Raw genomic sequence first — 26,152 nt, 5'->3', positions numbered from 1 at the left:
TTCGGGAGGAGGCCTATCATGACGACCAGCGTTGTTCTGGAAAAGGTTGAAAAGCGTTACGGCGTGTTTGACGTGATCCACGGGATTGATTTGCAGATTGACCCGGGCGAATTTACCGTTTTTGTCGGTCCTTCGGGCTGTGGTAAATCCACCTTGTTGCGCATGATTGCCGGATTGGAGGAAATCAGCGGTGGTGCGTTAAAAATGGACGGCGAACGGATGAACGAGGTTGTGTCGTCTGAACGCGGTATTGCCATGGTTTTTCAGTCCTATGCGCTGTATCCGCATATGTCGGTTTATAAAAACCTGGCGTTTGGTTTGGAAACAGCGGGCTATAAAAAGGCCGAGATTGAACCCCGTGTGCAGCAAGCCGCCCGTGTATTGCAAATCGAACCTTTATTGCATCGCAAGCCAAAGGCCTTGTCGGGCGGGCAGCGCCAGCGCGTTGCCATTGGCCGCGCGATTGTACGTGAACCCAAACTGTTTTTGTTTGACGAACCACTCTCAAACCTGGATGCCGAATTGCGCGTGCAAATGCGGGTTGAAATTGCCCGCCTGCATCGCCAGCTTGGCAACACCATGATTTATGTTACCCACGACCAGGTGGAAGCCATGACCATGGCGGATAAAATTGTGGTTTTAAATGCCGGGCGCATTGAACAGGTGGGACGGCCACTTGATTTATACAATCATCCGGTCAACCGGTTTGTGGCCGGGTTTATCGGCAGCCCAAAAATGAACTTTTTAGAAGGGATTGTTGAAGCCACAAATGGCGAGACAACAACCATACGCGTATGCGGGGCATCTGTTACATTGCCACGCGCGCTACACAGTGTTGAAATTGACATGCCTATCACCTTGGGCATTCGCCCCGAACATCTGGACCGGGAAGAAAGCAGCGGGATCAAACTGGCAGACTTGACAATTGATCTGGTGGAAAATCTGGGCGATGAAACCCTGCTTTATACCCGCAGCCCCGACGGACAAACCATCAATATGTCACTGGCCGGACAGCAGATTATCTTTAACGGCAGCACCATTCCAGCCCATTTCGATATTGCGCACTGCCACGTCTTTGGCCCGGACGGGCGGGCGATATAACCCGTCAGAAACGGATATTCTAACGCCCGGAATGGACAAAATATCCGGGCGTTATTTTCAACCGATATCCATAAAGCATGTTTTACATTTGGCCAACCGCCCAGCCAATAAGCTGCATCACCCCGAATAACACACCGCCGATCAACGCCCCGACAAGGGTGCCGTTCAGGCGGATTGACTGCAAATCACTGCCCATGGCCAGTTCCAGTTGGGCGGTTAGTTCATCCGCACTCCAGGCTTTAACCCGCTGCATGATGAAATCGCGGATTTTTTCGCGATATTCATCAATATAAGGATCAATCGTTTCCATGATCCAGCGATTCAGCCAGTTTTTCATATCGGCGTCGGCGTCCAGCTTATGGCCAATATTGCGCGACGCCCCGGTTATGGCGCGGCGAATTTCTGATTGCGGGTTGGCGAAATCCTGCTTGATCCACACAAGCGCCTTGCGCCAGATATGAGCTATATATTCGGACAGTTCCTGATTTTCGAGCATACGATCGCGGAACTGGTCCAGCCTGATACGCAAGGCGGGGTCCGTATTAAGGCGATCAATGAAGGCCGGGATTTTACTTTCAAATCGCTGGCGTAATTCATGATCCTTGTTTTCAGCCAGATCCTGAATAAGTTCGCGCAGACCTACGGCCACCTTTTCGGTAATATTATCGGCCACAGCCTTATCAAGATTGACCCAACGCAGAACCGACCACAGTTCCCCCGCGATTTTATCAGCCAGCATATTGCGGGTTTCATCACTGTCGGTAAAATCGGCTATGTCATTTAACAGGCTGTCGACCATTTCATGATGGCGTCCATCCTGGGTCAGGATGGTTAGAAAACGGGCGGACAAGCGGCCAACATCCATATCGCGCAGTTTTTCGCGGGTGGTTGCGCGTACAAATTCCTGCAATTCGGCACTGTCGAGCAAATACATCAGACGCGGAGCGAATTTAACCACCAGATCGGCGATTTTTGCCGATGTTTCAGGCGAAGCGCAATGTTTGGCCAGCCGGTCTGCCGGGTCAAATTCGCGAATTTTTTCCAGAACATGATCCTTGCCCAGAAAATGATCACAGATAAAATCGGCAAGGTTGCGGGCGATTTTATCCTTGCTGCGCGGAATAATCGCGGTATGCGGAATTTTAAGCCCAAGTGGGCGCCGAAACAAGGCAACGATGGCAAACCAGTCGGCCAGCCCGCCAACCATTGCGGCCTCGGACATTGCAACAAGCAAAGCAACCCAGGGGATTTGATGGGACGGGTCATAGATGGTCAACCCGATGAAACAGGCACAAGCCAACAGCAAAGCCAACAATGCCAGCCTTTTCTTGCGCGCCAGTTTTTCCGCCCTGGCGGCGTTATCCAGGCCAATACGCGGTGCTGCCCGCATCGCTGGTTCTGCCATAAAATATATCCTGCCGTGTCACGATCTGCACAGGGCAACGATACCGCATCGCCCTGCCCTGATCGTGCAGATAGTCTTTTTCCGTTTCTGACGCAACGCAGCAACATGGCAGCCTGTTGACAAATTTATGCTGTGCCAGAATAGTATGATACTCGAAATTGCCCCACAGGTGGGGCAACGGCCATAACATTGCCCCTGAATGTTTGCGTCACATAGGGCGAGGTCATGGCGCGCAACAGCGCGCTATAATCTGGCTGAAACGAAACCTCGGTCCCCAAAACCAGCGGGCTGGCCCCGGTATTTAAAACCAAATGATCGCTGCTGGCCCCCAAAACAGTCACATTCGATAATGGATGCAACCCACAAGGGTCAATATCCTGCTGGCCGATGGCGAGAAGAGATTGAAAAATATTGCCATCATCGCAGGCAACAGGGGCCGGACCAAACGGTGCCAGGCCAATTTCGCCCCACGCTCTGGTTGGTTTTATTTTGCTTTCGATGACTTCTGCGACAAGTTTAATGGCATCGCTATAAAGGCCCGGAATATGACGACCGTGCAACGGATCGCAACCGCACAATATAGCTTCGCCAAGACGCAAATTGTTAATTCGACGCAGATGGCCGCCACCAAAAACCCAGGAAAGATTGCTGGAATTCCCACCCGACACAACAAAACCAACCGGGTCGCCACGATTGTGAACCTGATCGGCCAATGCAGAAAGTGTTTCCATATTGGTGTTATCGGGGGCAACGCCGCTCCGACAGGCAAGGTTAGCCCCTAGCCCCATCAACCTGATATTTGGTAAATGACGCACCGTTTGAACGGTTTTTGCCACATCACATGGCATGATACCTTCGCGAAGGTCGCCCAGTTCGACCATCAAAATAACACCGTGCCCTTTGCGGGCTTTTTGCGCTGATCTGGAAAGTTCCGCAATCACATCAAGTTCGGTATTGAAACTGACATCGGCGGCGGCCACAACCCTGTCTACCTGACTGATCATGGGGGACCGAACCAGTGTCATATGTCCATCAATTCCGCCCCGTCGCATACGTTCAATATTTTCGATCCGGGAATCTCCCAGCCCGGAAACACCGGCACGCTGCAATATCTGTGCAATCTGCGGCGCGCCACGAAAGGCTTTGGTGATCCCGGTAACCGAGATCCCCAGCCGTTTAAGCCGCCCTACAAGGGTTGAGGCATTATGATGGATTTTATCAAGATCAATCTCTAAGCGCGGGGTGATCATTGAAGGGTGACGGTCAGTTTTTTTTCAATCGTGGGAAAGGACGACAACACCATATCAACCAGCAGATCAACCGGGCGCGCCAGGGCATCGGTTACCGGGATACCAAGCTGTTTATGGTAATCGGTGATGCTGGACGCAATTTCGGCATCTGTCATATTTTCATGATTGATTGTCAAACCGATGACGCGGGTATCTGCAAAGGCTTCGATCAAGCGAATTTCAGCCTCGGGTGTCGGCATTGGCATTTGGTCAAAATCGCACCGATGCACACGTTTGGGGGCGTGCTGCAAAATCACACCATTGGGTGTACAGCCACGAAGAATAAAGGCCGATGTGCAAAACGCGGGATGACTTAACGCGCCCTGACCTTCGACAATAATAACATCGGGATGTTCGCCTTCATAGGCTTCGATCACGGTTGCTTCGAGTTCACCACAGCAAAATTGTGACGGAACCGCATCAAGCGCAACACCATATTTGGACCCCTGCATCATGCCGGTTTGCCCGGTTGTGACCATAACCGCTTTTATGCCCCGGGCAATCAAAGCGCGGGTTAGAATGCTGGCGGTTGTGCGTTTGCCAATCGCGCAATCGGTGCCAAGAACGGCAATGCGCGGGCACGGCATGGTGTTGATATTGCCGCTAAACAGGCGCAGATCGTTTTTGGGGCGCGGTTTGCGAATATCGGTAATTTCAACATTGTTGGCTTTGCTGGCGGCAACAAATTCGACGTCGTCATTTAAAAATTCGTGAAGCCCGTTCACGACATGCATCCCCCGGTTCAAGGCATCAAGAACAATATCGCGTTCATGAGCCGAAAGCATACCGGTCGCCGGTGCCATGCCATAAATGAAGTAATCCGGGATGCGCAGCCCTTTGGCAAAGGCCGCTTCAATATTACCCAGAACCGGAATGCCGTTGGTTTTTCCGTCGAGCACAACGCCGGTATCCCGCCCGGTTTGGGTGCTGTCGATCACGGAAAGAATTTCGTATTTTTCCGAATGCCGGACCAGACCGTTTGCAGTTTTGCCATCATCAAGGCCAAAATTGGCTTCGCAATAGACAATTGCCGTTGGCCGGGCCTTGCGGGCGGAAAGTGCTGTCGGCACCGCCGATGATTTGGCGGCCTTCGTGTTGAAGGGCAAATGGACAACATTTTCGTTATTCAAGGCTTTGTTAAATGAAGGGATCGTCATGCTGGCTCCGGGGTTAAACATTGGCACGCCATAGCGATGGGCAAAGTTACCCCATCCCCTCGGCGCCTGTTGCAGGACCACGCAAAGGCCAATATTAATGAAATTACAAATTGCAGCTTAGCCGCTGAGAAACCCCTCACGTCGGGTCAATGCACCGCACGAAGTTTGTCAGCCGGATATTGAATGGGATCTGGTTTGATCAGAAGGAATAGGCCAAATATATTTGGGTACTAATCCAAGTTCAGATCATGTACATCCTGTAAACCATTATCCATTACATCATGCGCCTAAATATACCAACATGCAACGGATAATAAATACTTCATTTATTCACGCAAATACGAAATAAAAATGCCCGTATCATTGTTTTGATCCGGGCATTTATCTTTGGTTACCGCAAAATAATTGCCGAAAATTAACTTAAATCAGCTTTTACGGCATCAAGGGCACTTTGGGTCAGAATACAGTCAAGCCGAGAGATAACGGCTTGCGCCCAGACGGGCGAGGATGTAAGAGCCTGCGGGAAAAGATCCGGCAATTGCGACAGGGCGTTATAAATGCCCTGTGCTGTGGTTTGGCCCGATAGGGCAGAAATAATTTCGACCTGCCGTGGGTCTGAAATATCGTTGCCGTTTTCCTGGGTCACCATTTTGTGCAAAAAGGCCATCCAGAAAGCAATTGCGATGGCGTAAGTTGCAATGTCCTTGCCATCTTTCAGAGCATCTTGCGCCGGGTGCAGCAAGCGTTGCGGTAATTTTTCGGTGCCATCCATAGCAATTTGCCGGGTTTCATGGGCTATGGCCGGGTTTTGAAACCGGGCAACCAGATCATTGGCATAGCTGGCAAAATCCAGTGCCGCGACCGGCACCAGGGTTTGTGCCGCTGCCAGCATGTGGGCATGAACCAGTTTTGCGCAATCGTCATCGGCCATCACATCGCGCACATATTTAAAACCGGCGAGTTGGCCCAAATAGGCAATCAGCGAATGACTGCCATTGAGCATCCGCAGCTTCATATGCTCGAACGGGCGCACATCATCGACCATCAACACCCCGGCCTGTTCCCATGCCGGGCGACCGGTTGGGAAATCGTCCTCGATCACCCATTGCGAAAAAGGTTCGGTTTCAACGGCACAGGTATCGTCATGGCCAGTCATGGCGCGCACGGTTTCATAGGTGTGCGCCGTTGATGCCGGTGTAATGCGGTCGACCATCGAGCTTGGGAAATGCACGTTCTGTTCGATCCAGCCCGCAAGGGCCGGGTCAATATGACGGGCGAAATCAGTAACCCCGGCGCGCAGGACAATACCGTTTTCCGGTAAATTGTCGCAACACAGGCATGTAAAAGGTGCCACACCAGCATCACGGCGGCAGCGCAGGGCCTCAGTCAACAGTCCCAAAACACCTGTCGGATGGCGGGGATCGGCAAGATCATGGGCGATGCCGACATGGTCCGGTGCAATTGTCATGGCGTGACGGTTAATGCCATAGGCCTTTTCGGTTACCGTCAAGGTGACAATGCGGGTTGCAGGGTCACACAGGGCGGCCATCACAGCATCGCCATCGCGTGCGGCAGCAATAACATGGGAAATGGCATGAATGGTTTGGCATTCGTCCCCGGCCGGGTTGCGCACGACGACACAATAGGCCCCGTCTTGCGCATTTAACTGATCGGCAATATCGGTACTGCGCGGTGACACGCCGATAATACGCCAATCGCCCCCCGCGACCAGCATCGCCTGCTGGGTATAAACCGCCTGATGTGCCCGGTGAAAAGCCCCCACCCCGATATGGACAATGCCGTTGCCCCGGTTAGAAAGCGGGTTTTCGGGCCAGTCAGCCGGTTGAATTTGCGAAGTAATTGTCATGATCAGGCTGCCGGTTTGCGGTTGGGGCGTGCCATAAGGGCCGTCATGATGCCGCGCAATTCAGCCAGACCTTTAAGGCGACCAATTGCCGGATAGCCCGGCTGACCTTGACGGTTAAGGTCATCTAGAATGTCATGCCCGTGATCGGGACGGAACGGAATGTTCCAGTCGGCACGACCTGCAGCCTTGCGGACGGTTTCTTCGCTCAAAATGGCTTCGATCAGATCCACCATATCGGTGTCGCCGCCCAGATGGTCGGCTTCATGGAACGAACATGGCAGGCCTTCGGTTTCGCGCAAGGTATTGCGCAAATGAATGAAATGCACACGATGGCCCAGGCGTTTCATCATGCCCGGCAAATCATTTTCAGCCCGCACACCTAGCGACCCTGAACACAGGGTAATGCCGTTTTCGGGCAAATCAACCGCATCGATGATGCGGCGATAGTCATCCTCGGTTGACATGATACGCGGCAGGCCCAGAAGTTCGAAGGGCGGATCATCGGGGTGGCAGCACATGCGAATGCCGACGTCACGGGCAACCGGCACCACTTCAGCCAGAAAATCGATCAGGTTACGGCGCAGGTGCTCGGCATCAATACCGGCATAGCTTGCCAGCAGAGTGCGCAAATCATCCAGTGTCAGTTTTTCGACCGATCCGGGCAGGCCAAAGGCCACGGTGCGGGTTAATTGTTCGCGGCGCGCATTATCCATATTGGCAAAGCGTTCTTCGGCCTGGGCCAGCAGGGCCGCGTCATAGCTTTCGTCCGCACCCGGGCGGGCCAGAATATAACGGTCAAAGGCAACAAAGTCGGTCAGATCAAACCGCATGCAGGTCGCGCCATTGGGCAAACGCCAGTTAAGGTGCGTGCGGGTCCAGTCCAGAACCGGCATAAAATTGTAACAAACAATGTCGATCCCGGCAGCGGCGAGGTGGCGCAAACTTTGTTTATACGCCTCGATATGATCGCGCCACGGGCCTTCCTGCTTTTTGATGGCTTCGGAAACCGGCAGACTTTCAACCACATCCCACGTCAAACCAGACACGGCACCGTCTTTCATGGTGGCGATTTCCGCCTGACGTTTGGTGATTTCGTCCGGGGTCCAGACGGCACCACTGGGAATATGATGCAAGGCGGAAACCACCCCTTCGGCCCCTCCCTGACAAATATCGTCAATGCTGACCAAATCGCGCGGGCCGAACCATCTCCAGGTTTGTTTCATGCTGTTCTCTCTGTGTTGGCGTGGTTGCATGTCCACAGTCTATAAGTCTGAGGGGACCATAACATGACAAAATATGGTTGACTAGTATGGTAGTATGCATCATAAGCAAAAAACGCATGGAGTAAGAATATGACCGATCCCGGCGAGTATAACTGGTCCGTTTCCCCGGATCAGGCGGTTGGCCCGCAGATCCATCGCATCATCCGCGAACGGATTGTCTGCGCCGATCTTTTGCCTGGCGTCCGTATTTCCGAAGCAGAACTGGCACGGTCCTATGACGTTAGCCGCCAGCCGGTGCGCGAAGCCTTTATCAAACTGGCCGACGAAGGATTGCTGGAAATTCGCCCGCAACGCGGCACTTATGTGCGCAAAATTTCGGTTTCTTCGGTGCTTGATGCACGGTTCGTCCGCGAGGCGATTGAAGCCGACATCGCCAGCTATGTTGCCAGCAATCCGGCTAACGGTGCGATTGCCCGCCTGCGCGACCTGATTACCGCCCAGCGCACGGCAATGAAGAACGATGCCAAATCATTTTTAAGCCTTGATCATGATTTCCACCGGTGCCTGGCTGAATCAGCGGGAAAAACCTATGCGTGGAAGATTGTCGAAGATGTGCGCGCCCAACTCGACCGGGTGCGTTTCCTAAGTTATTTCCAGTTTTCGATGGAAGACATTGTGGCCCAACACGAAGCCATCCTGGCCGCCATTGAAGCAGGAGACGCGGTGCAGGCCGGGGCCGCAATGCGCCGCCACACCCGCGAAATTCTACTGACCTTGCCCGATATTGCGCGGTCAAGATCCGAACTATTCGACGATGCCGATCCGGTATTGTCACCCTGAGGCATCACATTATCACGGGAGGAAACATGATGCTTACATTCAAGAAAACAAAAACCATACTTATGGCCGGGGCTGCCGCACTGCTGTTAACGCACAGTGCAAGTGCTGCCGAAATGACCCTGAAACTGGGGCACCTTGCCAACGAACAAAACGCATGGAACAAGGCCGCCCTTAAATTCGGCGAAGAATTGTCCAAACTGACCGATGGGCGCATTGACGTACAGGTTTTCCCCAACGAAACGCTGGGCAAGGAAATCGACCTGATCAACGGCATGCAGCTGGGGTCAGTCGATATGACCATTACCGGTGAAAGCCTGCAAAACTGGGCGCCGATGGCTGCCCTTTTGGCGGTACCTTATGCCTATTCCTCGCTTGAGGAAATGGACGAAGTTGCCAGCGGCGACATTGGCAAGAAAATTGAGGCACAGATTATTGAACGTGCGCGCATCCGCCCGATTGCCTATTTTGCCCGTGGCCCGCGTGACCTGACATCAAACCGCCCGATCAAAACACCGGCCGACCTCGATGGTTTGAAACTGCGCGTCCCGAACGTTCCGCTGTTTGTGGACGTATGGAAAACCCTTGGTGCCCGCCCGACCCCGATGGCATTCTCCGAAGTGTTCACATCTCTTCAGGCTGGTACCATTGATGCACAGGAAAACCCGCTGGCCCTTATTGAATCGGCCAGCTTTAACGAAGTGCAGAAATATGTGAACAAGACCGAACATGTCCGGTCCTGGATCTATCTGACCATTTCGGAAATCACCTGGCAGAAACTGTCTGATGAGGACAAAAAAGCCGTGATGGAAGCTGCCAGCCGGGCCCAGAAATTTGAACGTGGCCTGTTCCTGGAAGATGAAAAGCGCCTGACCAAGGAATTGCAGGACAAAGGCATGACCTTTGTTGATGTGGACCAGGCCGCCTTTGCCAAACAGGCCGAAGCAGCCGTTTTGAAAAACGTGTCTGACGACATTCGCCCGATTGTCGAAGAGCTGTTTGCCAAAAAGAAATAAGAGCCAGACAGCCCGGTTGCCCGCGCAACCGGGCTATTCCCGACATAGGGGAGTTATCGTGATCGCCACCCGTTTATATGCCCTTTTGATTGCCCTGTGCCGGATTTTGACCGGCGTTGCCTTTGGTTTGCTTTTTGTGACCGTGCTGGTTCAGGTTTTTGCCCGTACGTTCCTGCCTGAATCGCCGGTCTGGACCGAAGAATTTACCCGCCAGTGCCTGCTTTATATGGCAGCCTTTGGTGTTGGCTTGTCCTATCGCAATGGCGAACTGGTCAATGTGGAACTGGTAACCGACATTCTGCCAGGCCCGATCCAGAAAACACTCTTATTTGCATCCGCCATTCTGACCACTGTTTTTGCCGGGCTGCTGGTGATGCCCGCATGGCAGTTTGTGGCGATTGGCAAGTGGCAAACTTCCCCTGCTCTTGGGGTTCGCATGGATTTTGTTCATGCATCCGTTTTTGTTTTACTTGTTCTTTTGTCGCTATTTGCCCTGTTGCGTGTTGTGCGCATGATTGCCGGGGTGTCGAATGGCAAACCCGAAGGCCAGTCCGGAGAATTGCCATGAGCCTTGCTGTCTTGCTGGGTGTCTTTATTATTGGCCTGATAATCGGCCTGCCTGTAGCCATTACCCTCGGCCTGTCTTCGATGTGCTATCTGCTGATGCAGGGCATGCCGCTTGTGATCATTCCACAAAAAATGTTTGCCGGGATGGATGTGTTCGTTTTGCTGTGTATTCCCGGCTTTATTCTGGCGGGTAACCTGATGAATGGCGGAGGCATTACACCGCGCATTGTGCGGTTTGCCAATGCCATGGTCGGCTGGATGCGCGGCGGGCTTGGCCTGACCAACGTTGCCGGTTCCATGCTGTTTGGCGGCATTTCGGGCACCGCTGTTGCCGATGCCGCATCGATTGGCGGCATGATGATCCCCGGCATGAAACGTGCCGGATACCCGGCACCGTTTTCAGCCGCGGTCACCGCCGCGTCATCCACCGTTGGCCCCATTATTCCGCCCTCCATGCCCATGATCATTGTTGGCGCCCTTTCGGGCATTTCGGTGGGTAAAATGTTTATCGCCGGAGCCCTGCCCGGGATGATGATGGGCCTGGCGATGATGGTGACCACCTATATCATTGCGGTCAGAAACGATTTTCCCCACCAGCCATGGCAAGGTGTTGGCGAACTTGGTAAATCCTTTTTAGGGGCGTTCTGGGCACTTGCCATGACCGCGCTGATCATTGGTGGCTTGTTAAGCGGTCTTGCCACCCCGACCGAAACGGCAGTTATTGCCAGCCTGTATGCCTTTGTCGTTGGCGCTTTTGTCTATCGCGACCTGCCGATCCGCGCGGTTCCGGGTATTTTGATAGACAGTGCCATTACGGCAGCTGCGATTTTGGCCCTGGTTGGCTTTGCCAATGTCTTTGGCTGGATTTTGGTTTCCGAACGTATCCCGACCATGATTTCCGATGGCGTTCTTGCCATCACAGATAACAAATATGTTGTGATCTTGTTGATCAATCTGGTGTTGCTGATTGTCGGCATGTTCATGGAAACCATTGCCGCCTTGATCATTCTGTTCGTGCCGCTCCTGACACTGGCCCAGAATGTTGGCATTGACCCGATCCATTTTGCCGTATTTGCGGTGTTGAACCTTATGATCGGCCTGACAACCCCGCCAGTTGGTATCTGCCTGTTTATTTGCGCCAATATCGCCAAATCGCCACTCGGCCCAGTGATCAAGGCCCTTGTGCCCTATCTGATCACAAACATCATTATCCTGTTTTTGGTGTCCTATGTGCCGTTCTTCTCGACCTGGCTGCCGTCCTTGATGGAGTAATCAAATTATGGAAACCCGTGTTTGCCGCCTGTATGGGCAGCAAGATGTTCGTATTGAAACCGATACTGTCACACCCCCCGAAAGCGGACAGGTTACTGTGCGCGTGGGCGCAGGCGGCATTTGCGGTTCGGACATTCATTATTTTTATGAAGGCGGCATCGGCCAGATCCGCGTGCGTGAGCCGATTATCCTGGGTCACGAAGTGGCCGGAACCGTGATTGCCGTTGCCAACGGTGTTACCAACCTTGCCGTTGGTCAAAAGGTTGCGCTTAATCCCAGCCATCCGTGCGGCGACTGCGAATATTGTAAAAAAGATATGCAGCAACATTGCCTGAATATGCGGTTCTTTGGCTCTGCCATTCGGTTGCCGCACATGCAAGGTGCGTTTCGCGATGTGATTACGCTGGATGCCAAACAATGTGTGCCGGTCTCCGATGGCACCAGCCTGGCCCAGGCTGCCTGTGCTGAACCGTTGGCGGTTTGCCTTCATGCGGTTAGCCGGGCAGGTGATTTAACCGGCAAACGTGTTTTGGTAACCGGTGCCGGGCCGATCGGTGCGTTATGCGCAGCAGCAGCAAAACAGGCTGGTGCCAGCGAAATTATTGTGACCGATTTGCAAGATTACGCATTGGGTGTTGCCGCCCAAATGGGCGCGACCAAAACCGTAAATATTGCGACCCACGCCAGTGACCTTGCCGTATATGAAGACGGCAAAGGCCAGATTGATGTGTGCTTTGAATGCTCGGCGGCGGCCCCGGCCATTCAATCAGCGATTAAAATGCTGCGCCCGCAGGGTATTTTGGTGCAAGTGGGCGTTGCTGGCGATATTCCGGTTTCATTCAACCCGGTTGTTGCCAAGGAATTGATGATTATCGGCACCCATCGTTTCCATAGCGAATATGCAGATGCCGTTCATGCCATCGACAGCGGCAAAATCGATGTGCGGCCGATCATTACAACCAGTTTTGATTTGGAAGACGCCGTTGCCGCATTTGATATGGCACGGGATCGCAGCAAGGCCGTGAAGGTTCATTTTGCCTTTGCCAGCTAAGTCCGCCGTTAAAGCTTAGGCCCTGGTGCAAAACCGGTGCTGTCATTGAACGACCCCCGAAAGTTGGACATCAACCTTCGGGGGTTTTGTTATGGCAAAGCTAAACAATCCCGCCGCCACTGCCTTTGCTCGCCGGGCGTTGTTTGCCCACCTTTTCGCGGTACCCTGTGGCGCGATACGTTGCAATCGGGTCAATTGCGCCCCCCGCCCGGTGCCGTGCCATCGCCAGAATGGGCGACACATCGGTGATATAGGCTGATTTCAAGGTACGGTTTGCCATCATCACATCATTAGAATCCTGATAGTCCGCCAGCTTGGCGCGGTCCACCAGCAACGCCTGAACATAGGCGCGCTGCACTTCGATCGCGCTTATGATCAAGCTTTCGATCGGATCGGTGACATTGTGGGATTGATCAAGCATATAGGCCGGGTTAAACCCGGACGGATTTGAAAGCTCGGCATCAACCAGTTCGTTAAACACCAAAAACAACTGATACGGATTGATAGAACCTGCATCAAGATCGTCATCGCCGTATTTGCTGTCGTTAAAATGAAATCCCCCAAGTTTGCCAAACTGGAACAGACGGGCGACGATCATTTCAATATTCACACTGGGCGCATGGTGGCCCAAATCAACCAGGCATTGCGCCTTGTCACCCAATTCCTTTGCCGCCAGATAATTACTGCCCCAATCCTGAATTACGGTGGAATAAAAGGCCGGTTCATAGATTTTATGTTCGATGAAAACCCGCCAGTCATCGGGCAAGGCGGCATAAACCGCTTTCATCGCCGCAAGATAACGTTCAAAACTGCGGGTAAAACTTTGTTGACCAGGGAAGTTAGTGCCATCGCCGACCCAGACCGTCAGCGCCTTTGACCCCAGTTTTTGCCCGATTTCAATACAGTCAATATTATGCGCTATTGCCTGTTCGCGCACGGCCCCGTCAGCATGAGACAAGCTGCCATATTTGAACGACAATGGCATGTCGCCATGATCCTGAAAGGTATTGGAATTCATGGCATCAATGCCAAGCCCCCACGATGCCGCCATGTCGCGAAGCGCGGCCGGGTCATCGGGCCGATCCCACGGAATATGCAGTGATACCGTGGGGGTTGCCTGCGATAATTGGGCGATGACCGCGCAATCGGCGAGCTTTTCGTAAATATTGCGCGGTTCGCCAACGCCGGGGAACCGCGCAAAACGCGTGCCCCCGGTGCCAACACCCCATGACGGAATGGCCACGCCGAAATCAACCGCCTTTTGCGTTAATTTTTCAATATCAACATTCTGGCGGGCAAGTTTTGCGCCCAATGTATCGTAATCCGCCTGCATATCGCCAAGAGCATTTTGGTTGTGATCCGCAATCAGCGCCGGATCAATCTGTTTGGCAGCCATTTGTTTTTCCTCCCCGGCCCGTTATTATCTTTTTCGGGCCATGATATGGGTTAGCGCGTAAAGGATGGGGCGTGCCCGGCATCGACGTTCAAGATATTACCGGTCGATTTTGCCGCCATATCAGATGCCAGGAAATAGATGGCTTCGGCAATGTCTTCGGGCAGAACGTTGAGCTTTAACATGCTGCGCTTGCGATAATGTTCTTCAAGCTGATCGGGTTCCATATCATAGGCCTTGGCGCGCTGTTCGCGCCATTCGCCCGTCCATATTTTGGACCCGCGCAAAACCGCGTCGGGGTTAACAACGTTAACACGAATACCATAAGGCGCGCCTTCAAGGGCAAGGCAACGGGCCAGATGAATTTCCGATGCCTTTGCCGTGCAATAGGCCGACGCACCCGGCGAGGCCACCAGCCCGTTTTTGCTGGCAACAAACACCATGCTGGCCGCGCGGTCCTGCAATTTCATAATTTTAAAAGCTTCGCGCGATACCAGGAAATACCCGGTCGACAAAATATCCATATTGCGCTGCCACACTGCCAATGACGTTTCATCAATCGGTGCGGCAGATGAAATACCGGCATTGGAAACCAGAATATCAATACCGCCAAATTCGGTGCAGCTATCATGCATCAGTTTGATCACCGATTGTTCGTCGGTCACATTTACCGGCAAACCGCGCACGACATCCTTGCCAAAGGCCGATTGCAAATCTGAAACCGCCGTTTCAAGGCCGTCGGCATCAATATCGCAGGCAACAACACAGGCCCCTTCGCGCAATAACCGTGCACAGGTGGCCCGGCCAATGCCGCCTGCCCCGCCGGTGACCACGGCAATCTGCCCGGCCAGACTTTTGGGTTTGGGCATACGTTGCAATTTGGCTTCTTCTAACAACCAGTATTCAATATCGAAGGCTTCCTGTTCGTCCAGCCCCATATAGGTGCTGACGGTATCGGCACCGCGCATCACATTGATGGCATTGACATAAAATTCGCCCGCAATGCGCGCGGTTGCCTTATCCTTGGCAAACGACAACATGCCCACCCCCGGGATCAGATAAATAACCGGGTTGGGATCGCGCATGGCGGGGCTGTTGGGGCGCTTGCAGCGATCATAATAGCCTTTATAATCTTCGCGATAGGCGGCAAAGGCATCGGACAGGCCAGCGATAATGCCGTCCACATCGGGTTGGGCCGGGTCCAGATCAATGATAATCGGGCGAATTTTGGTGCGCAGGAAGTGATCCGGGCATGAGGTGCCAAGCGCGGCCAGGTCTTCGAGTTTTTGCGAATTAACGAATTCCAGCACCACCGGGTCATCGTTAAAATGGCCGATTTTACGTTCATCCCGGTCAATGAAGCTGCGGATACGGGGCATTAAGGTTGACGCAATGGCGCGGCGCTGCGAGGCGTCCAGACTGTGATATTTTGCCCCGCCAAACGCGGTTACCCCGTCGGTTTTGGCCGCAAACCAGGCAATGGCCTTGTTAATGATGTTAATGGTGGTGCTATAGCATTCCTGCGCACTGTCGCCCCAGGTGAACAGGCCGTGCGATTCAAGGACAACCCCCTTGGTATCGGGGTTATCGGTAAAGAATTTTTCCAGCATCAGGCCCAGCTCATAACCGGGGCGCTTCCACGGCAACCAGCCAATATCGCTGCCGAAAACTTCCTGCGTTATTGCTTTGCTGTCTTTCGAGGCCGCAATGGCAATAACCGCATCAGGATGCATATGGTCCACATGGGGTTTGTTGATATAGGCGTGAAGCGGGGTGTCGATGCTGGCCGCACGGGGATTGAGGTTAAAAGTGCAATGGGGCAGATAACCCACCATTTCATCTTCATGTTCCGGGCCGCGATACAGGTCCTTTAACGCGCGCAGTTTTTCCATATACAGGGTGGAAAAACCGTCAAGTTTCATGCTGCCAACATCGCCGCCAGAGCCTTTGACCCATAACACTTCAACCTCGGCTCCGGTCAGCGGGTCTTTTTGAAAGACCTTTGCCGATGTATTTCCGCCGCCAAAATTGGTAATCCTCAAATCGGAACCCAGCAGATTGGAACGGTATAAAAGCCGTTCGGGTTCGCTTAGTTTCGCCGCACGGGCGGCGTCCCATTTATTTGGAAGAAGCACATCAGACGAAACAGAAGCCATGACCTGATAACCTGTTGTTTGGACGTTACACCATGATGGCGCGCGTTAAAGGCCCGCCGATTTTTAAAAATGCCTACCGCCGTTTTCAGTCATAGTCAATCATTAACGATCATAATATTTCAATATTGCACCGCAATATGACTGATTGTGACAATTTTGCGATTGACAATGACTGGTTTTGCGGGAATATCAGGCTAATGGAGAAGCAAAATGCACGAACGTGAACGACACAGATTGATCTTGCGCGCCGTTAGCGAGCGCCCGGTGGTAACCGTGGCCCAGCTTGTTGACATGCTTGATGCGTCCGAGGCGACCATTCGTCGCGACATCAATGCGCTAGATCAGGATGGCAAGTTACGCCGTATTCGCGGCGGGGCAGAAGCCTTGCATCCGGTGTCGAACCAATCGTTGCTGGGACGACCGTTTTTCGTCAGCAAAACCATGAAGGTCATGCAAAAATCGGCCATTGCTGCCAAAGCTGTCGAAATGTGCAGTGCCGGTGACTCGATTATCATTCACGGCGGGTCAACCACCTATCAGATGGCCCCTTTGTTAAAATCGCGCAAAATGCAGATCTTGACCAATTCGTTTTTGCTGGCCGAATTTTTGGTCAAACACAGCGAAAACAATGTTGTGCTGCCCGGTGGCACCATCTACCGCGAGCAAAATATTATTTTAAGCCCGTTTGAAAGCGACGTGATCCACAATTTTTATGCGTCCAAGGCATTTGTCGGCGCGCAGGGGATCAACGCGATGGGCCTGATGGAAAGTGACCCGTTAATCATCCAGTCCGAGCAACGCCTGATTGAACAGGCTGAAGAGCTGGTGGTGATGATTGACAGTTCAAAATTCAGCCAGCGCAGCAATATGTTTTTGTGCCGGTTGGACCGCATTGACACTTTAATCACCGATGATGGCATTCGCGATGAAGATCGCACGATGCTGGATAAGGCAGGTGTGAATGTTGTGATTGCGGCGTGTGAAGAGGACGCCTCGAAGGAAACGGCCAGCGCATAATATAAGGGCCGCAAGAGCCTGTGCGTGATGCCGGACAATGAAAACAAACATCAATCATGGAGGAAACGCTATGAAATTCAGAAAGTCTCTTTTGGCGGCTGCGGCACTTGTTTTTGGCCTGGCAACCGTATCGGCACAGGCCGCGGACACTGTTCGCGTTGGTCTGGTTGTAAAATCGCTGGGGAATGGTTTTTTTGAAGCCGCACGCGATGGCGCGATGGAGGCCGCCAAGGAACTTGGCAATGCCGAGGTCATTTATACCGGCCCCACATCGACGACAGCAGAAGGACAGATCGAAAGCATTAATGCCCTGATGGCCCAGCATGTGGATGCGATCGCCGTATCAGCCAATGACCCCGACGCACTGGCGCCGATTTTAAAGCGTGCCATGCAGCGCGGTATCAAGGTCATTTCATGGGATAGCGGCGTTGCCCAGGATGCCCGCATTGTGCACCTTAACCCCTCAAGCAACGCATTGATCGGGGCAATGTGCATCAAGCTTGCCGCAGATGTCGCCGGGCAGGATGGCGGCAAACTGGCAATTTTGTCCGCGACACCAACGTCAAGCAACCAGAATATCTGGATTGACGAAATGAAGAAGGTTTTGCCGGATTATTCGCAACTTGATCTGATTGATACTGTGTATGGCGATGATCTTGCGGACAAGTCTTACCGCGAAACTGTCGCCCTGCTAAAAAAATATCCAGACCTTAAGGTCATTGTTGCCCCAACATCCGTTGGCATTGTCGCAGCCGCCCAGGCTGTCGAGGATCAGGGTCAGGTCGGCAAAGTATATGTTACGGGTCTGGGATTGCCTTCGGAACTTGCAGGGCATGTCGATGCGGGCTCTGTTAAAAGTTTCGCCATCTGGAACCCGATTGATCTGGGTTATTCTGCCATGATGATTGCTTATAAACTGACGCAGGACCCCAAAGAAACCCAGTTCATCGAAGTAGGACGGATGGGCCCGATCAGCTTTGATGCCGATGGCAATGGCGCAATGTCTGATCCGTTTATCTATGACGCTTCCAACGTGCATAAATTCGCGAAAATCTTCTGATTTCGCTGATGGAAACGGTGGAAACTTTTGCCAGTGCAGCAAGGGTTTCCCCATCCGCTTTATGTTCGGCAGTTGCAGGCCTTACGCCTGTTGGCAGCATTCCCTTCTTTATTCGGCAAAGGCTTGAAAGTTATGAACAGGCCGGTTCTTGAATTGCGCGACATTTCCAAAACATTCCCGGGTGTCAAAGCCCTTGATGGCGTTGGTCTGCAACTTTTCCCAGGTCAGGTCACGGCGCTGATTGGCGAAAACGGGGCCGGAAAATCTACCCTGGTCAAGGTCCTCACCGGTATTTACACCCCGGACGACGGGGAAATACGTGTGGGGGACAATGTGGTTGAATTTCATGCCGCCACCGATGCCGTAAAATCGGGTATTTCCGCCATTCATCAAGAAGCCGTGATGTTTGATGAGCTTAGCGTCACCGAAAACATTTTTATCAATAACCAGGATCGCAACTGGTTAGGCTTGTTAGATTGGCCGTTGATGCGCAAACGTGCCCGGCAATTGCTGGAATATCTTGATGTGCCGGTTGACCCGCAAACACCGCTTAAGAACCTGAGCGTTGCACACAAACATATGGTGTCATTTGCATCGGCCATTTCACACAACTCCAATATCGTGATCATGGATGAACCAACAGCGTCGCTGTCGCATCAGGAAATCAACGATCTTTATAAACTGGTGCGCCGCCTGAAAGAAGAAGGCAAGGCGATCTTGTTTATCAGCCATAAATTTGATGAAATTTTTGAAATCTGCGACCGTTATACCGTGTTTCGCGACGGGCAACTGGTGGGATCGGGCCTGATCGGCGATGTAACCCAGAATGACCTGGTGTCCATGATGGTTGGCCGCACGGTTGACCAGGTTTACCCCAAAACCGAAGCCAATATTGGCCCGGTTGTTATGACAGTTACGGGCCTGTCACACCCGACCGAATTTAACGATATTTCGTTTGATTTACGCGCGGGCGAAATTCTGGGTTTTTACGGGCTGGTGGGGGCCGGGCGCAGCGAAGTGATGCAGGCCCTGTTTGGGTTGACCAAAACCAGTGCTGGTTACATGACATTGCACGACAAACCCTATGCCCCGGCCAATACCAGCCAGGCCATTGCCAACGGGTTGGTCTATGTGCCCGAAGATCGCCAGCACCAGGGCGCGATCCTGAGCCTGCCGATTTTTCAAAACATCACCCTGCCCCGGTTAAGCGGCCTGTCGCGCTACGGCTTTATTGACATGGCACGTGAATATGACGTTGCCCGCCATTACGCGCAAAGCCTGAATTTAAAAGCCGCGAGCCTAAGCGAAAACGTTGAAAACCTGTCGGGCGGGAACCAGCAAAAGGTGGTGATTGGCAAATGGCTGGCGACCAACCCCAATGTCATTATTGTCGATGAACCAACCAAAGGCATTGATATTGGGTCAAAGGCCGCCGTTCATCAGTTTATGGGTGATCTGGTGGCGCAGGGATTATCGGTCATTATGGTGTCGTCCGAACTGCCCGAAATTATGGGCATGGCCGACCGTATCGTTGTGATGCATGAAGGTCGTATCGCCGCCCGGTTTGACCGCGACACGGCCAGTGCCGAAGCGATTGTGACGGCTGCGACGGGGGCGGCGTAAATGACAAAAACACATACCGCCATCGGCAAAATTCTCGCACATCGTGAATGGATCCTTGCTGCCATCATTGTGGTGATGACAGCGGGCATCGGCACGCAGGAACCGTTTTTTATCACTCCCAATAACCTTTCCGAACTGTTGGATGACACCGCCATTCTGATCATGCTGGCGATGGTGCAAATGCTGGTGATAGTCACGCGCTGCATTGATTTATCCGTCGCATCAAACCTGGCACTGACCGGAATGATTGTGGCCCTGGTGAATGTCGCCCACCCTGATACACCTGCCCTGGTTACGCTGGCGATGTCGATTGGCATTGGTGCTGTTTTAGGGGCGTTTAATGGTGTTCTGGTGTGGCTGGTAGGCATCCCCTCCATCGTTGTGACCCTTGGCACCATGAGCATCTATCGCGGTATGGTCTTTTTGCTCAGCGGCGGGGAATGGGTGAATGCCCATGAAATGACACCGCAATTTTTGGCCTTTCCACGTGAAGTAACATTGGGCCTGACAACGCTGTCGTGGCTGGCGATAATCATGATTGGGATCATCGCCCTATTTTGCCGCTATAGCGCTACCGGGCGGGCCATTTTTGCCATTGGCGGCAATCCCAAGGCGGCGGTGTATGCCGGGCTTAATGTGGGCAAATATCAGTTCATTACATTTTGCATTTCGGGGGCCATGGCCGGTTTGTGCGGCTATTTGTGGGTATCGCGGTTTGCCGTTGCCTATACCGAGGTGGCGTTAGCCTTTGAATTACAGGTGGTTGCCGCCTGCGTAATTGGCGGCATTTCCATTGCCGGGGGCATTGGATCTGTCTGGGGTGCGGTATTGGGCGCTCTATTTTTAGGGCTGATCAAAAACGCCCTGCCGGTTCTGGGAATATCGCCGTTCTGGCAAATGGCGATTTCGGGCGGGGTGATTGTGCTGGCTGTTATTGTTAATTCGCGCAGTGAAAAACAGGTTGGACGCCGCATTTTGCGAGAGGTGCATCAATGAACCGTCAAACCACCCAACAAACCGCCCGACAGGGCATAATGCCCAACACACAGCACGACCGCTATTTACCCAACACCCTGAACGGGGCATGGCGCGGCCGGGTGCTACGCTGGGAAACATTGTTAATGCTGTTTGTGGTGCTGGCATTTTTCGCCAACACCCAGCTTTCACCTTATTTTCTGGACCCGTGGAGCCTGTCAGACGCGACATTCAACTTTACCGAAAAAGCCATTATTGCCCTGCCGATGGCTTTGTTGATCATTGCGCGCGACATTGATTTATCGGTCGCATCGACCATTGCCCTGTCATCGGTCGCCATGGGGGCGGCCAACAGTGCGGGCATTGACACGGCTGGCATGGTGGCAATCGGCGCAGGCACCGGTTTGCTGGCCGGGCTGTTTAACGGATATATCATTACCCGGTTTGATATTCCCGCCATTGTGGTGACCATCGGCACCATGAGCCTGTATCGCGGCATTGCCTATATTGTATTGGGCGACGGGGTTTATCGTGATTACCCGCCCGCCTTTGCCTTTTTCGGACAGGGCTATGTTTACGGGGTAATCTCGTTTGAATTTACTTTGTTTTTGCTGCTATCGGCGGTTTTTGCCGTGGTTTTGCACAAAACAACTTTTGGCCGCCGCGTTTTCGCCATTGGCAATAATCCAACTGCCGCCCTTTTTTCCGGCATCAATGTTAAACGCCATCGTATGGCGCTGTTTACCCTGGTTGGGCTTTTTTCCGGAGTCGCGGCCATTTTGCTGACATCGCGTATCGGGTCCACCCGGCCCTCCATCGCCATGGGCTGGGAACTTGAGGTAATTACCATGGTGGTTTTGGGTGGGGTTAGCATCATGGGGGGTGCAGGCAGCATTGCCGGGGTGTTTATTGCCGTATTTCTGATGGGGCTGGTGACATTTGGCATGGGGCTTTTGAATGTACCCGGCATTGTTATGTCAATTTTTACCGGCATGTTGCTGATTGGGGTTATCGGCACGCCCATTATCTGGCGACGCATTCTACAGGCCCACAAAATACGTTCCAAAATGAAGAGCGGGTGACATGGAACAAATCGCCTTTAAAATGCAGCTAAATCCTGGCCAGGCAACCGAATATAAACGCCGCCATGATGCGATTTGGCCCGACCTTGTCGTGGCCCTGAAAGACGCAGGCATTTGCGATTACAGTATTTTTCTGGATGAAGAAACGCACATCCTGTTTGCGGTTTTAAGACGCACAGACAATCACGGTATGGATGCCCTGCCAAAAACCGACATCATGAAAAAATGGTGGGCGCATATGGGGGATATTATGGCGACCAACCCCGATAACAGCCCGGCCAGCCGCCCGCTATTACCATTATTCCATTTGCCGTAACTGCCATGACACAGACCAGACCCAATGCTATCGCCGTTTTTGATATTGGCAAAACCAATGCCAAAATCAGTATTCGTGATGCGCAAAACGCACGGTTGTTTTGCGAACAAAAACAGGCCAACACGCCCTTGCCCGGCCCTCCTTATCGCCATCATGACATTGACGGACTATGGCATTTTTGTTTAGCGCAGTTACAAAATGCGGCAGAAAAATTCAACATTATCCGCATTGTTGTCACCACGCATGGGGCGACAATTGTTGTGATGCAGGGCGATAGGGTTGCCCTGCCTGTGGTTGATTACGAAAATGAAATACCGGCAGTCATAAACACCCAATACAAAACCCTTCGCGACCCGTTTGCCCACAGCCTGAGCCCCGATTTACCCGCCGGGTTAAATATTGGTCGGCAACTTTACGCCTTAAGCCAAACCCATAAAGATGCCTTTCACAATACCAGCGACATTTTGCTGTATCCGCAATATTGGGCGTGGCGGTTATGCGGGGTAAAAGCCAGCGAATGCACATCACTGGGATGTCATAGTGATTTGTGGCAGCCAACAACCGGGCAATGGTCAGCATTAGCGCAAAAACAGGGCTGGGCCGCGAAATTTCCGCCGCTGCAAAAGGCGGATGCTGTGATTGGCACGCTTTTACCCGAAATCGCCGCACAAACCGGCATATCACCCAACTGCGAAATTCTGTGTGGCATTCACGACAGCAATGCCTCGCTCGTACCCTATATTCAAACAATGCCCAAACCCTTTACACTGGTTTCGACCGGCACATGGGTTATCTGCTTTGCCGTTGGCAGTTCGGCCACGCACAATTTGCGCGAAGACCGCGATACATTATGTAATGTCGATCTTGATGGCCATGCAGTCCCCAGTGCACGGTTTATGGGCGGGCGCGAATATGAAACCCTGTGCCCCAAGGCCGACACCCCCTTTACCATGGACGATATCGACCATGTCATTGACCAGGGAATTTATGCCATTCCGTCTTTCGCCACGGCGGGCGGGCCGTTTAGCGGACATACGGGCGCGGTTGAAAATCATGCCGGGCTTGCAACACCGGCCCGCCATAGCGCCCTTGCCACCCTTTACGGGGCGCTGATGATTGATTATTGCCTGGGTATGATTGGGGCGAGTGGCCCACTGATACTTGATGGTCCCTTTGCCCAAAACAGGCATTTATGCCAAATTCTGGCATTATTTCGGCCTGAACAGCCGCTACATATCGCATCGGGCAATGCCGGAACCAGCTATGGAGCGGCTTTACTGGCCTTAAGCCCGCAGAACAGGGAAATGCAAACCGGAATTTTGTATGAAATAGACCGTGAGTTAACCGGCCCGCACTATAAAAGTTATCGGCATCAATGGTTTTTACGCTTGCCACGATCCTGACGACTGCGCAAATTTAGGCGGCCCAGACATAGTCAGTCACCAAATTTGATTTTCAGACAAGTACATTGATGAAAATAGCCATTATCGCAGATATTCACGGCAATGCCTTGGCACTGGACGCCGTACTGGCCGACCTGAAACGCCGCGCGGGTGCTGACATGGTGGTTAATTTGGGTGATTGTGTATCGGGCCCGTTATGGCCGCGCGAAACCATGGGAATTTTGCATCAGCTTGGCGCCACTACCGTGCGCGGCAACCATGATCGGCAGGTTGCGACCCTGACACGCGAAACCATGAACGCATCAGACAGCTTTGCTGTGCAGGAAATAACAGCGGCGGACCGGGCGTGGCTGGCGGCACTGCCACAAACTGTGATGCTAACACCTGGCATTTTGGCCTGCCACGCCACACCGGACGATGACGCCACCTATTTGCTGGAACGAATTGAAAATGGCGGGCTGGTGCGCGATGACGAAGCCGCCATTTCAACGCGACTGGGGACCATTAACACAGCAAATATCGTGCTGACCGGGCATAGCCATCGCCCCGATATGCTGCGCACCCAAAACGGCATTACCATTATCAATCCCGGGTCTGTTGGCTGCCCGGCCTATGAAGATGATGCCCCGGCCCATGTTTCTGAAAGCGCTACACCCCATGCACGCTATGCCATAATTGACGTTGCCGAAGATGCCGACCTGCCCGATGTGCAATTTATTGCCGTTGCGTATGACCACGAAAAAGCTGCCAAACGAGCCGAAGAAAACAGGCGCAATGACTGGGCCTATGCCCTTCGAACCGGATACGCCACCCCGGCCTAAGTGGCATTTAGCACGTGGCGCAGGCACAAAAGACGCGATTCATGAATGATCCAGCCATGCCAAAATTTCATCGGCGTGGTTTTCGGGCTGTTCAATCGGACAAAAACCTGACGAATAATGCCGTCTTTAATTGCCAGCGTCAGGCGGCACAGTAATGTCATGCCATCCACCTGAAAAACCGGCAATCCCAATGCTGTTGCCAATTCCAGTTTTTCATCACTTAAAACCGGGAACGGTAAATGCAGGCGATTGACCATTTCGGTCTGATAATCGGTTGATTGGGTGCTAAGGCCAACAACATCGGCACGTTTTTGCTGCAAGTCACGGTAATGATCGCGAAAGGCGCAGCTTTGCGGCGTGCACCCGCGCGCACCGGGGATCACATCCCAGTCCTTCGGGGTTGGGGTGTTGGGCGAACTGGTGCGCGGGTAACAATACACAATCAGCCAGTCAGGCCTGGCTTTGCCAAGGTCAAAAACGCGACCATCGGTTGCAGGAAGTTGTATTTGGGGCATCGCCAAGCCGATTAAACGGTCGCGTTCGGTTATGGTCTTGTCCTGAGGCATCACGGGCACCGCATTTCTTTCATATCACAGCGTCACGAAGTCGGTCACTTTATGCGACGCACACCGCATCCTCAAGCGGGATCAGGCCCCGTTATGCGCCAAGGCGACGGGAAATTTCTATGCCCGCAAGAACAAGCTTGCCCCCCAAATCATCAATCGCTTTGGCGGTTGCCTCGCTGCGCGTTAATGAAATGGCCAGCCCGGCAACCGCGTCCCCCGTATGATTATGCAATGCCGTCCCAAGGCAGATCATCCCTTCACGCACCTGCCCGTCATCAATTGAAAACCCCCGTTGGCGGGTTTCTTCAAGATCGCTGTTGAGTTCGGTCAGGTTGCGCACACTACGCGAGGTTAACGGGGCAGGAAACCCATCTGAAAACAGGTCTTTGACGGTGATTGGGTCAAATTCCGACAACAAGGCCTTACCTGTTGCGGTAAAGGCCGCAGGCAGGCGCATGCCAATGCGAAATGTAACGCCCAGCGGTAAACTGGCATTGGAACAGGCAAGATAAACAACCTTGCAGCCATCGAGCACCGTCATCGTAATGGTGTAGCGGGTAAGGTCGCGAGTCTCCGCAAAGTAGGTTTTAAAAACCTCCACCAAATCATTTTGCGCCAAAAATCCGTTCGCCCAGCGCATCGGGTGTGGCCCGGCACTAAAGGTGCCATCTGAACCCCTGGTTAAAAGCCCCAGTTCAATCATCGCGAGCAAAAGCCCATGCAGAGTGCTTTTGGGCAACGACAAAACGCGCCCAATTTCGGCGGCATTTGGTTGTTTTGATGATCCTGACACAAAATCCATAATCGCAACCGCACGGCGCAACGCAGGCACAGCTGTTGCGCCGGCTTTGATCGTTTCACTCTCTGTCACGTCGTTTTTCCTTCTTGACTTCAAACAGGGTTTGGAGGCACCGTTGGTTCATCTAATTGATACAGGTTCAATATAATGAACCTT

Annotated in this window: 23 protein-coding genes; 14 read left to right on the top strand and 9 right to left on the bottom strand. The window is 52.8% G+C overall.

What is annotated here, in order from left to right:
- The first annotated feature begins 18 nt into the window (after window positions 1–18).
- Window positions 19–1,101, top strand: coding sequence for a sn-glycerol-3-phosphate ABC transporter ATP-binding protein UgpC (ugpC, locus tag AAC086_RS02765; protein WP_339774997.1), 1,083 nt, complete (start codon window positions 19–21; stop codon window positions 1,099–1,101).
- Window positions 1,102–1,183: 82 nt separating this feature from the next.
- Here the strand turns inward: ugpC and AAC086_RS02760 are convergent, their stop codons facing one another.
- From AAC086_RS02760 to uxuA, 5 genes are all read right to left on the bottom strand, one after another.
- Window positions 1,184–2,506 carry a DUF445 domain-containing protein gene (locus AAC086_RS02760; RefSeq protein WP_339774995.1) on the bottom strand — a complete coding sequence of 441 codons (1,323 nt, stop codon included), beginning with the start codon at window positions 2,504–2,506 and terminating at the stop codon, window positions 1,184–1,186.
- A gap of 125 nt (window positions 2,507–2,631) precedes the next feature.
- Complete coding sequence (locus AAC086_RS02755; protein ID WP_339774994.1) at window positions 2,632–3,756, bottom strand: alanine/ornithine racemase family PLP-dependent enzyme; 1,125 nt, start codon at window positions 3,754–3,756, stop codon at window positions 2,632–2,634.
- A complete protein-coding gene (locus tag AAC086_RS02750; RefSeq protein WP_339774992.1) occupies window positions 3,753–4,952 on the bottom strand; it encodes a DUF1611 domain-containing protein in 1,200 nt (399 codons plus the stop codon). The genes AAC086_RS02755 and AAC086_RS02750 overlap by 4 nt, the downstream gene beginning before the upstream one ends.
- 415 nt (window positions 4,953–5,367) lie before the next feature.
- Complete coding sequence (locus AAC086_RS02745; RefSeq protein WP_339774990.1) at window positions 5,368–6,819, bottom strand: mannitol dehydrogenase family protein; 1,452 nt, start codon at window positions 6,817–6,819, stop codon at window positions 5,368–5,370.
- Between the two features lie 2 nt (window positions 6,820–6,821).
- A complete protein-coding gene (gene uxuA, locus AAC086_RS02740) occupies window positions 6,822–8,042 on the bottom strand; it encodes a mannonate dehydratase (RefSeq protein WP_339774987.1) in 1,221 nt (406 codons plus the stop codon).
- Between the two features lie 129 nt (window positions 8,043–8,171).
- On the opposite strand from uxuA, the gene AAC086_RS02735 reads away from it, so the two are divergent.
- The 5 genes from AAC086_RS02735 to AAC086_RS02715 are packed head-to-tail and all read left to right on the top strand — an operon-like array spanning window position 8,172 to window position 12,785.
- Window positions 8,172–8,882 (top strand): GntR family transcriptional regulator, encoded by a 711-nt coding sequence (locus AAC086_RS02735; protein WP_339774985.1) that lies wholly within the window; start codon window positions 8,172–8,174, stop codon window positions 8,880–8,882.
- Window positions 8,883–8,908: 26 nt separating this feature from the next.
- The gene (locus AAC086_RS02730) at window positions 8,909–9,895 is read left to right on the top strand and encodes a TRAP transporter substrate-binding protein (RefSeq protein WP_339774983.1); all 987 of its coding nucleotides are present in this window, start codon (window positions 8,909–8,911) and stop codon (window positions 9,893–9,895) included.
- 58 nt (window positions 9,896–9,953) lie between these two features.
- Entirely contained in the window at window positions 9,954–10,463 is a 510-nt protein-coding gene (locus AAC086_RS02725) for a TRAP transporter small permease subunit (RefSeq protein ID WP_339774980.1), read from the top strand.
- Complete coding sequence (locus AAC086_RS02720) at window positions 10,460–11,734, top strand: TRAP transporter large permease (RefSeq protein ID WP_339774977.1); 1,275 nt, start codon at window positions 10,460–10,462, stop codon at window positions 11,732–11,734. The genes AAC086_RS02725 and AAC086_RS02720 overlap by 4 nt, the downstream gene beginning before the upstream one ends.
- Before the next feature lie 7 nt (window positions 11,735–11,741).
- On the top strand, window positions 11,742–12,785 hold the full coding sequence (locus AAC086_RS02715; protein ID WP_339774975.1) for an L-idonate 5-dehydrogenase: 1,044 nt from the start codon (window positions 11,742–11,744) through the stop codon (window positions 12,783–12,785).
- A 100-nt stretch (window positions 12,786–12,885) separates the two neighbouring features.
- On the opposite strand, the gene rhaI is transcribed toward AAC086_RS02715, so the two are convergent.
- Window positions 12,886–14,181, bottom strand: coding sequence for an L-rhamnose catabolism isomerase (rhaI, locus tag AAC086_RS02710; protein WP_339774972.1), 1,296 nt, complete (start codon window positions 14,179–14,181; stop codon window positions 12,886–12,888).
- Window positions 14,182–14,231: 50 nt separating this feature from the next.
- Window positions 14,232–16,334, bottom strand: a complete 2,103-nt coding sequence (locus tag AAC086_RS02705) for a bifunctional rhamnulose-1-phosphate aldolase/short-chain dehydrogenase (protein ID WP_339774970.1) — start codon at window positions 16,332–16,334, stop codon at window positions 14,232–14,234.
- A 210-nt stretch (window positions 16,335–16,544) separates the two neighbouring features.
- On the opposite strand from AAC086_RS02705, the gene AAC086_RS02700 reads away from it, so the two are divergent.
- From AAC086_RS02700 to AAC086_RS02665, 8 genes are all read left to right on the top strand, one after another.
- Window positions 16,545–17,351 (top strand): DeoR/GlpR family DNA-binding transcription regulator, encoded by an 807-nt coding sequence (locus tag AAC086_RS02700; RefSeq protein ID WP_339774966.1) that lies wholly within the window; start codon window positions 16,545–16,547, stop codon window positions 17,349–17,351.
- A 70-nt stretch (window positions 17,352–17,421) separates the two neighbouring features.
- Window positions 17,422–18,411, top strand: coding sequence for a rhamnose ABC transporter substrate-binding protein (gene rhaS, locus AAC086_RS02695; protein ID WP_339774963.1), 990 nt, complete (start codon window positions 17,422–17,424; stop codon window positions 18,409–18,411).
- 132 nt (window positions 18,412–18,543) lie between these two features.
- A complete protein-coding gene (locus AAC086_RS02690) occupies window positions 18,544–20,034 on the top strand; it encodes a sugar ABC transporter ATP-binding protein (protein WP_339774960.1) in 1,491 nt (496 codons plus the stop codon).
- Complete coding sequence (locus tag AAC086_RS02685; protein ID WP_339774957.1) at window positions 20,035–21,030, top strand: ABC transporter permease; 996 nt, start codon at window positions 20,035–20,037, stop codon at window positions 21,028–21,030. It abuts the gene before it with no gap.
- The gene (locus tag AAC086_RS02680; RefSeq protein WP_339774954.1) at window positions 21,027–22,091 is read left to right on the top strand and encodes an ABC transporter permease; all 1,065 of its coding nucleotides are present in this window, start codon (window positions 21,027–21,029) and stop codon (window positions 22,089–22,091) included. The genes AAC086_RS02685 and AAC086_RS02680 overlap by 4 nt, the downstream gene beginning before the upstream one ends.
- Before the next feature lies 1 nt (window position 22,092).
- Complete coding sequence (gene rhaM, locus AAC086_RS02675) at window positions 22,093–22,407, top strand: L-rhamnose mutarotase (RefSeq protein WP_339774951.1); 315 nt, start codon at window positions 22,093–22,095, stop codon at window positions 22,405–22,407.
- Between the two features lie 5 nt (window positions 22,408–22,412).
- A complete protein-coding gene (locus tag AAC086_RS02670; RefSeq protein ID WP_339774948.1) occupies window positions 22,413–23,810 on the top strand; it encodes an FGGY family carbohydrate kinase in 1,398 nt (465 codons plus the stop codon).
- Window positions 23,811–23,878: 68 nt separating this feature from the next.
- Window positions 23,879–24,631 (top strand): metallophosphoesterase family protein, encoded by a 753-nt coding sequence (locus AAC086_RS02665; RefSeq protein ID WP_339774946.1) that lies wholly within the window; start codon window positions 23,879–23,881, stop codon window positions 24,629–24,631.
- Here AAC086_RS02665 and AAC086_RS02660 read toward each other — a convergent pair.
- Both AAC086_RS02660 and AAC086_RS02655 read right to left on the bottom strand, forming a co-directional pair.
- A complete protein-coding gene (locus AAC086_RS02660) occupies window positions 24,628–25,197 on the bottom strand; it encodes a peroxiredoxin (protein WP_339774944.1) in 570 nt (189 codons plus the stop codon). The genes AAC086_RS02665 and AAC086_RS02660 overlap by 4 nt on opposite strands.
- A gap of 91 nt (window positions 25,198–25,288) precedes the next feature.
- Window positions 25,289–26,068 carry an IclR family transcriptional regulator gene (locus AAC086_RS02655; protein ID WP_339774942.1) on the bottom strand — a complete coding sequence of 260 codons (780 nt, stop codon included), beginning with the start codon at window positions 26,066–26,068 and terminating at the stop codon, window positions 25,289–25,291.
- Window positions 26,069–26,152 lie beyond the last annotated feature (84 nt).

The sequence above is a fragment of the uncultured Thalassospira sp. genome (genome assembly GCF_963976115.1).
Lineage (GTDB): Bacteria > Pseudomonadota > Alphaproteobacteria > Rhodospirillales > Thalassospiraceae > Thalassospira.
The sequence above is the reverse complement of the archived record's forward strand: the minus strand, read 5'-3'. Positions and strand labels throughout refer to the sequence as shown.

What these genes read in the sequence shown, in the direction of transcription:
- AAC086_RS02745 (WP_339774990.1), bottom strand. Translation starts at nt 6,819, where the DNA reads ATGACAATTACTTCGCAAATTCAACCGGCTGACTGGCCCGAAAACCCG.
- AAC086_RS02665 (WP_339774946.1), top strand. Translation starts at nt 23,879, where the DNA reads ATGAAAATAGCCATTATCGCAGATATTCACGGCAATGCCTTGGCACTG.
- rhaS (WP_339774963.1), top strand. Translation starts at nt 17,422, where the DNA reads ATGAAATTCAGAAAGTCTCTTTTGGCGGCTGCGGCACTTGTTTTTGGC.
- uxuA (WP_339774987.1), bottom strand. Translation starts at nt 8,042, where the DNA reads ATGAAACAAACCTGGAGATGGTTCGGCCCGCGCGATTTGGTCAGCATT.
- AAC086_RS02670 (WP_339774948.1), top strand. Translation starts at nt 22,413, where the DNA reads ATGACACAGACCAGACCCAATGCTATCGCCGTTTTTGATATTGGCAAA.
- AAC086_RS02720 (WP_339774977.1), top strand. Translation starts at nt 10,460, where the DNA reads ATGAGCCTTGCTGTCTTGCTGGGTGTCTTTATTATTGGCCTGATAATC.
- AAC086_RS02730 (WP_339774983.1), top strand. Translation starts at nt 8,909, where the DNA reads ATGATGCTTACATTCAAGAAAACAAAAACCATACTTATGGCCGGGGCT.
- AAC086_RS02735 (WP_339774985.1), top strand. Translation starts at nt 8,172, where the DNA reads ATGACCGATCCCGGCGAGTATAACTGGTCCGTTTCCCCGGATCAGGCG.
- AAC086_RS02760 (WP_339774995.1), bottom strand. Translation starts at nt 2,506, where the DNA reads ATGGCAGAACCAGCGATGCGGGCAGCACCGCGTATTGGCCTGGATAAC.
- ugpC (WP_339774997.1), top strand. Translation starts at nt 19, where the DNA reads ATGACGACCAGCGTTGTTCTGGAAAAGGTTGAAAAGCGTTACGGCGTG.
- AAC086_RS02750 (WP_339774992.1), bottom strand. Translation starts at nt 4,952, where the DNA reads ATGACGATCCCTTCATTTAACAAAGCCTTGAATAACGAAAATGTTGTC.
- AAC086_RS02700 (WP_339774966.1), top strand. Translation starts at nt 16,545, where the DNA reads ATGCACGAACGTGAACGACACAGATTGATCTTGCGCGCCGTTAGCGAG.
- AAC086_RS02680 (WP_339774954.1), top strand. Translation starts at nt 21,027, where the DNA reads ATGAACCGTCAAACCACCCAACAAACCGCCCGACAGGGCATAATGCCC.
- AAC086_RS02660 (WP_339774944.1), bottom strand. Translation starts at nt 25,197, where the DNA reads ATGCCTCAGGACAAGACCATAACCGAACGCGACCGTTTAATCGGCTTG.
- rhaI (WP_339774972.1), bottom strand. Translation starts at nt 14,181, where the DNA reads ATGGCTGCCAAACAGATTGATCCGGCGCTGATTGCGGATCACAACCAA.
- AAC086_RS02715 (WP_339774975.1), top strand. Translation starts at nt 11,742, where the DNA reads ATGGAAACCCGTGTTTGCCGCCTGTATGGGCAGCAAGATGTTCGTATT.
- rhaM (WP_339774951.1), top strand. Translation starts at nt 22,093, where the DNA reads ATGGAACAAATCGCCTTTAAAATGCAGCTAAATCCTGGCCAGGCAACC.
- AAC086_RS02685 (WP_339774957.1), top strand. Translation starts at nt 20,035, where the DNA reads ATGACAAAAACACATACCGCCATCGGCAAAATTCTCGCACATCGTGAA.
- AAC086_RS02755 (WP_339774994.1), bottom strand. Translation starts at nt 3,756, where the DNA reads ATGATCACCCCGCGCTTAGAGATTGATCTTGATAAAATCCATCATAAT.
- AAC086_RS02690 (WP_339774960.1), top strand. Translation starts at nt 18,544, where the DNA reads ATGAACAGGCCGGTTCTTGAATTGCGCGACATTTCCAAAACATTCCCG.
- AAC086_RS02705 (WP_339774970.1), bottom strand. Translation starts at nt 16,334, where the DNA reads ATGGCTTCTGTTTCGTCTGATGTGCTTCTTCCAAATAAATGGGACGCC.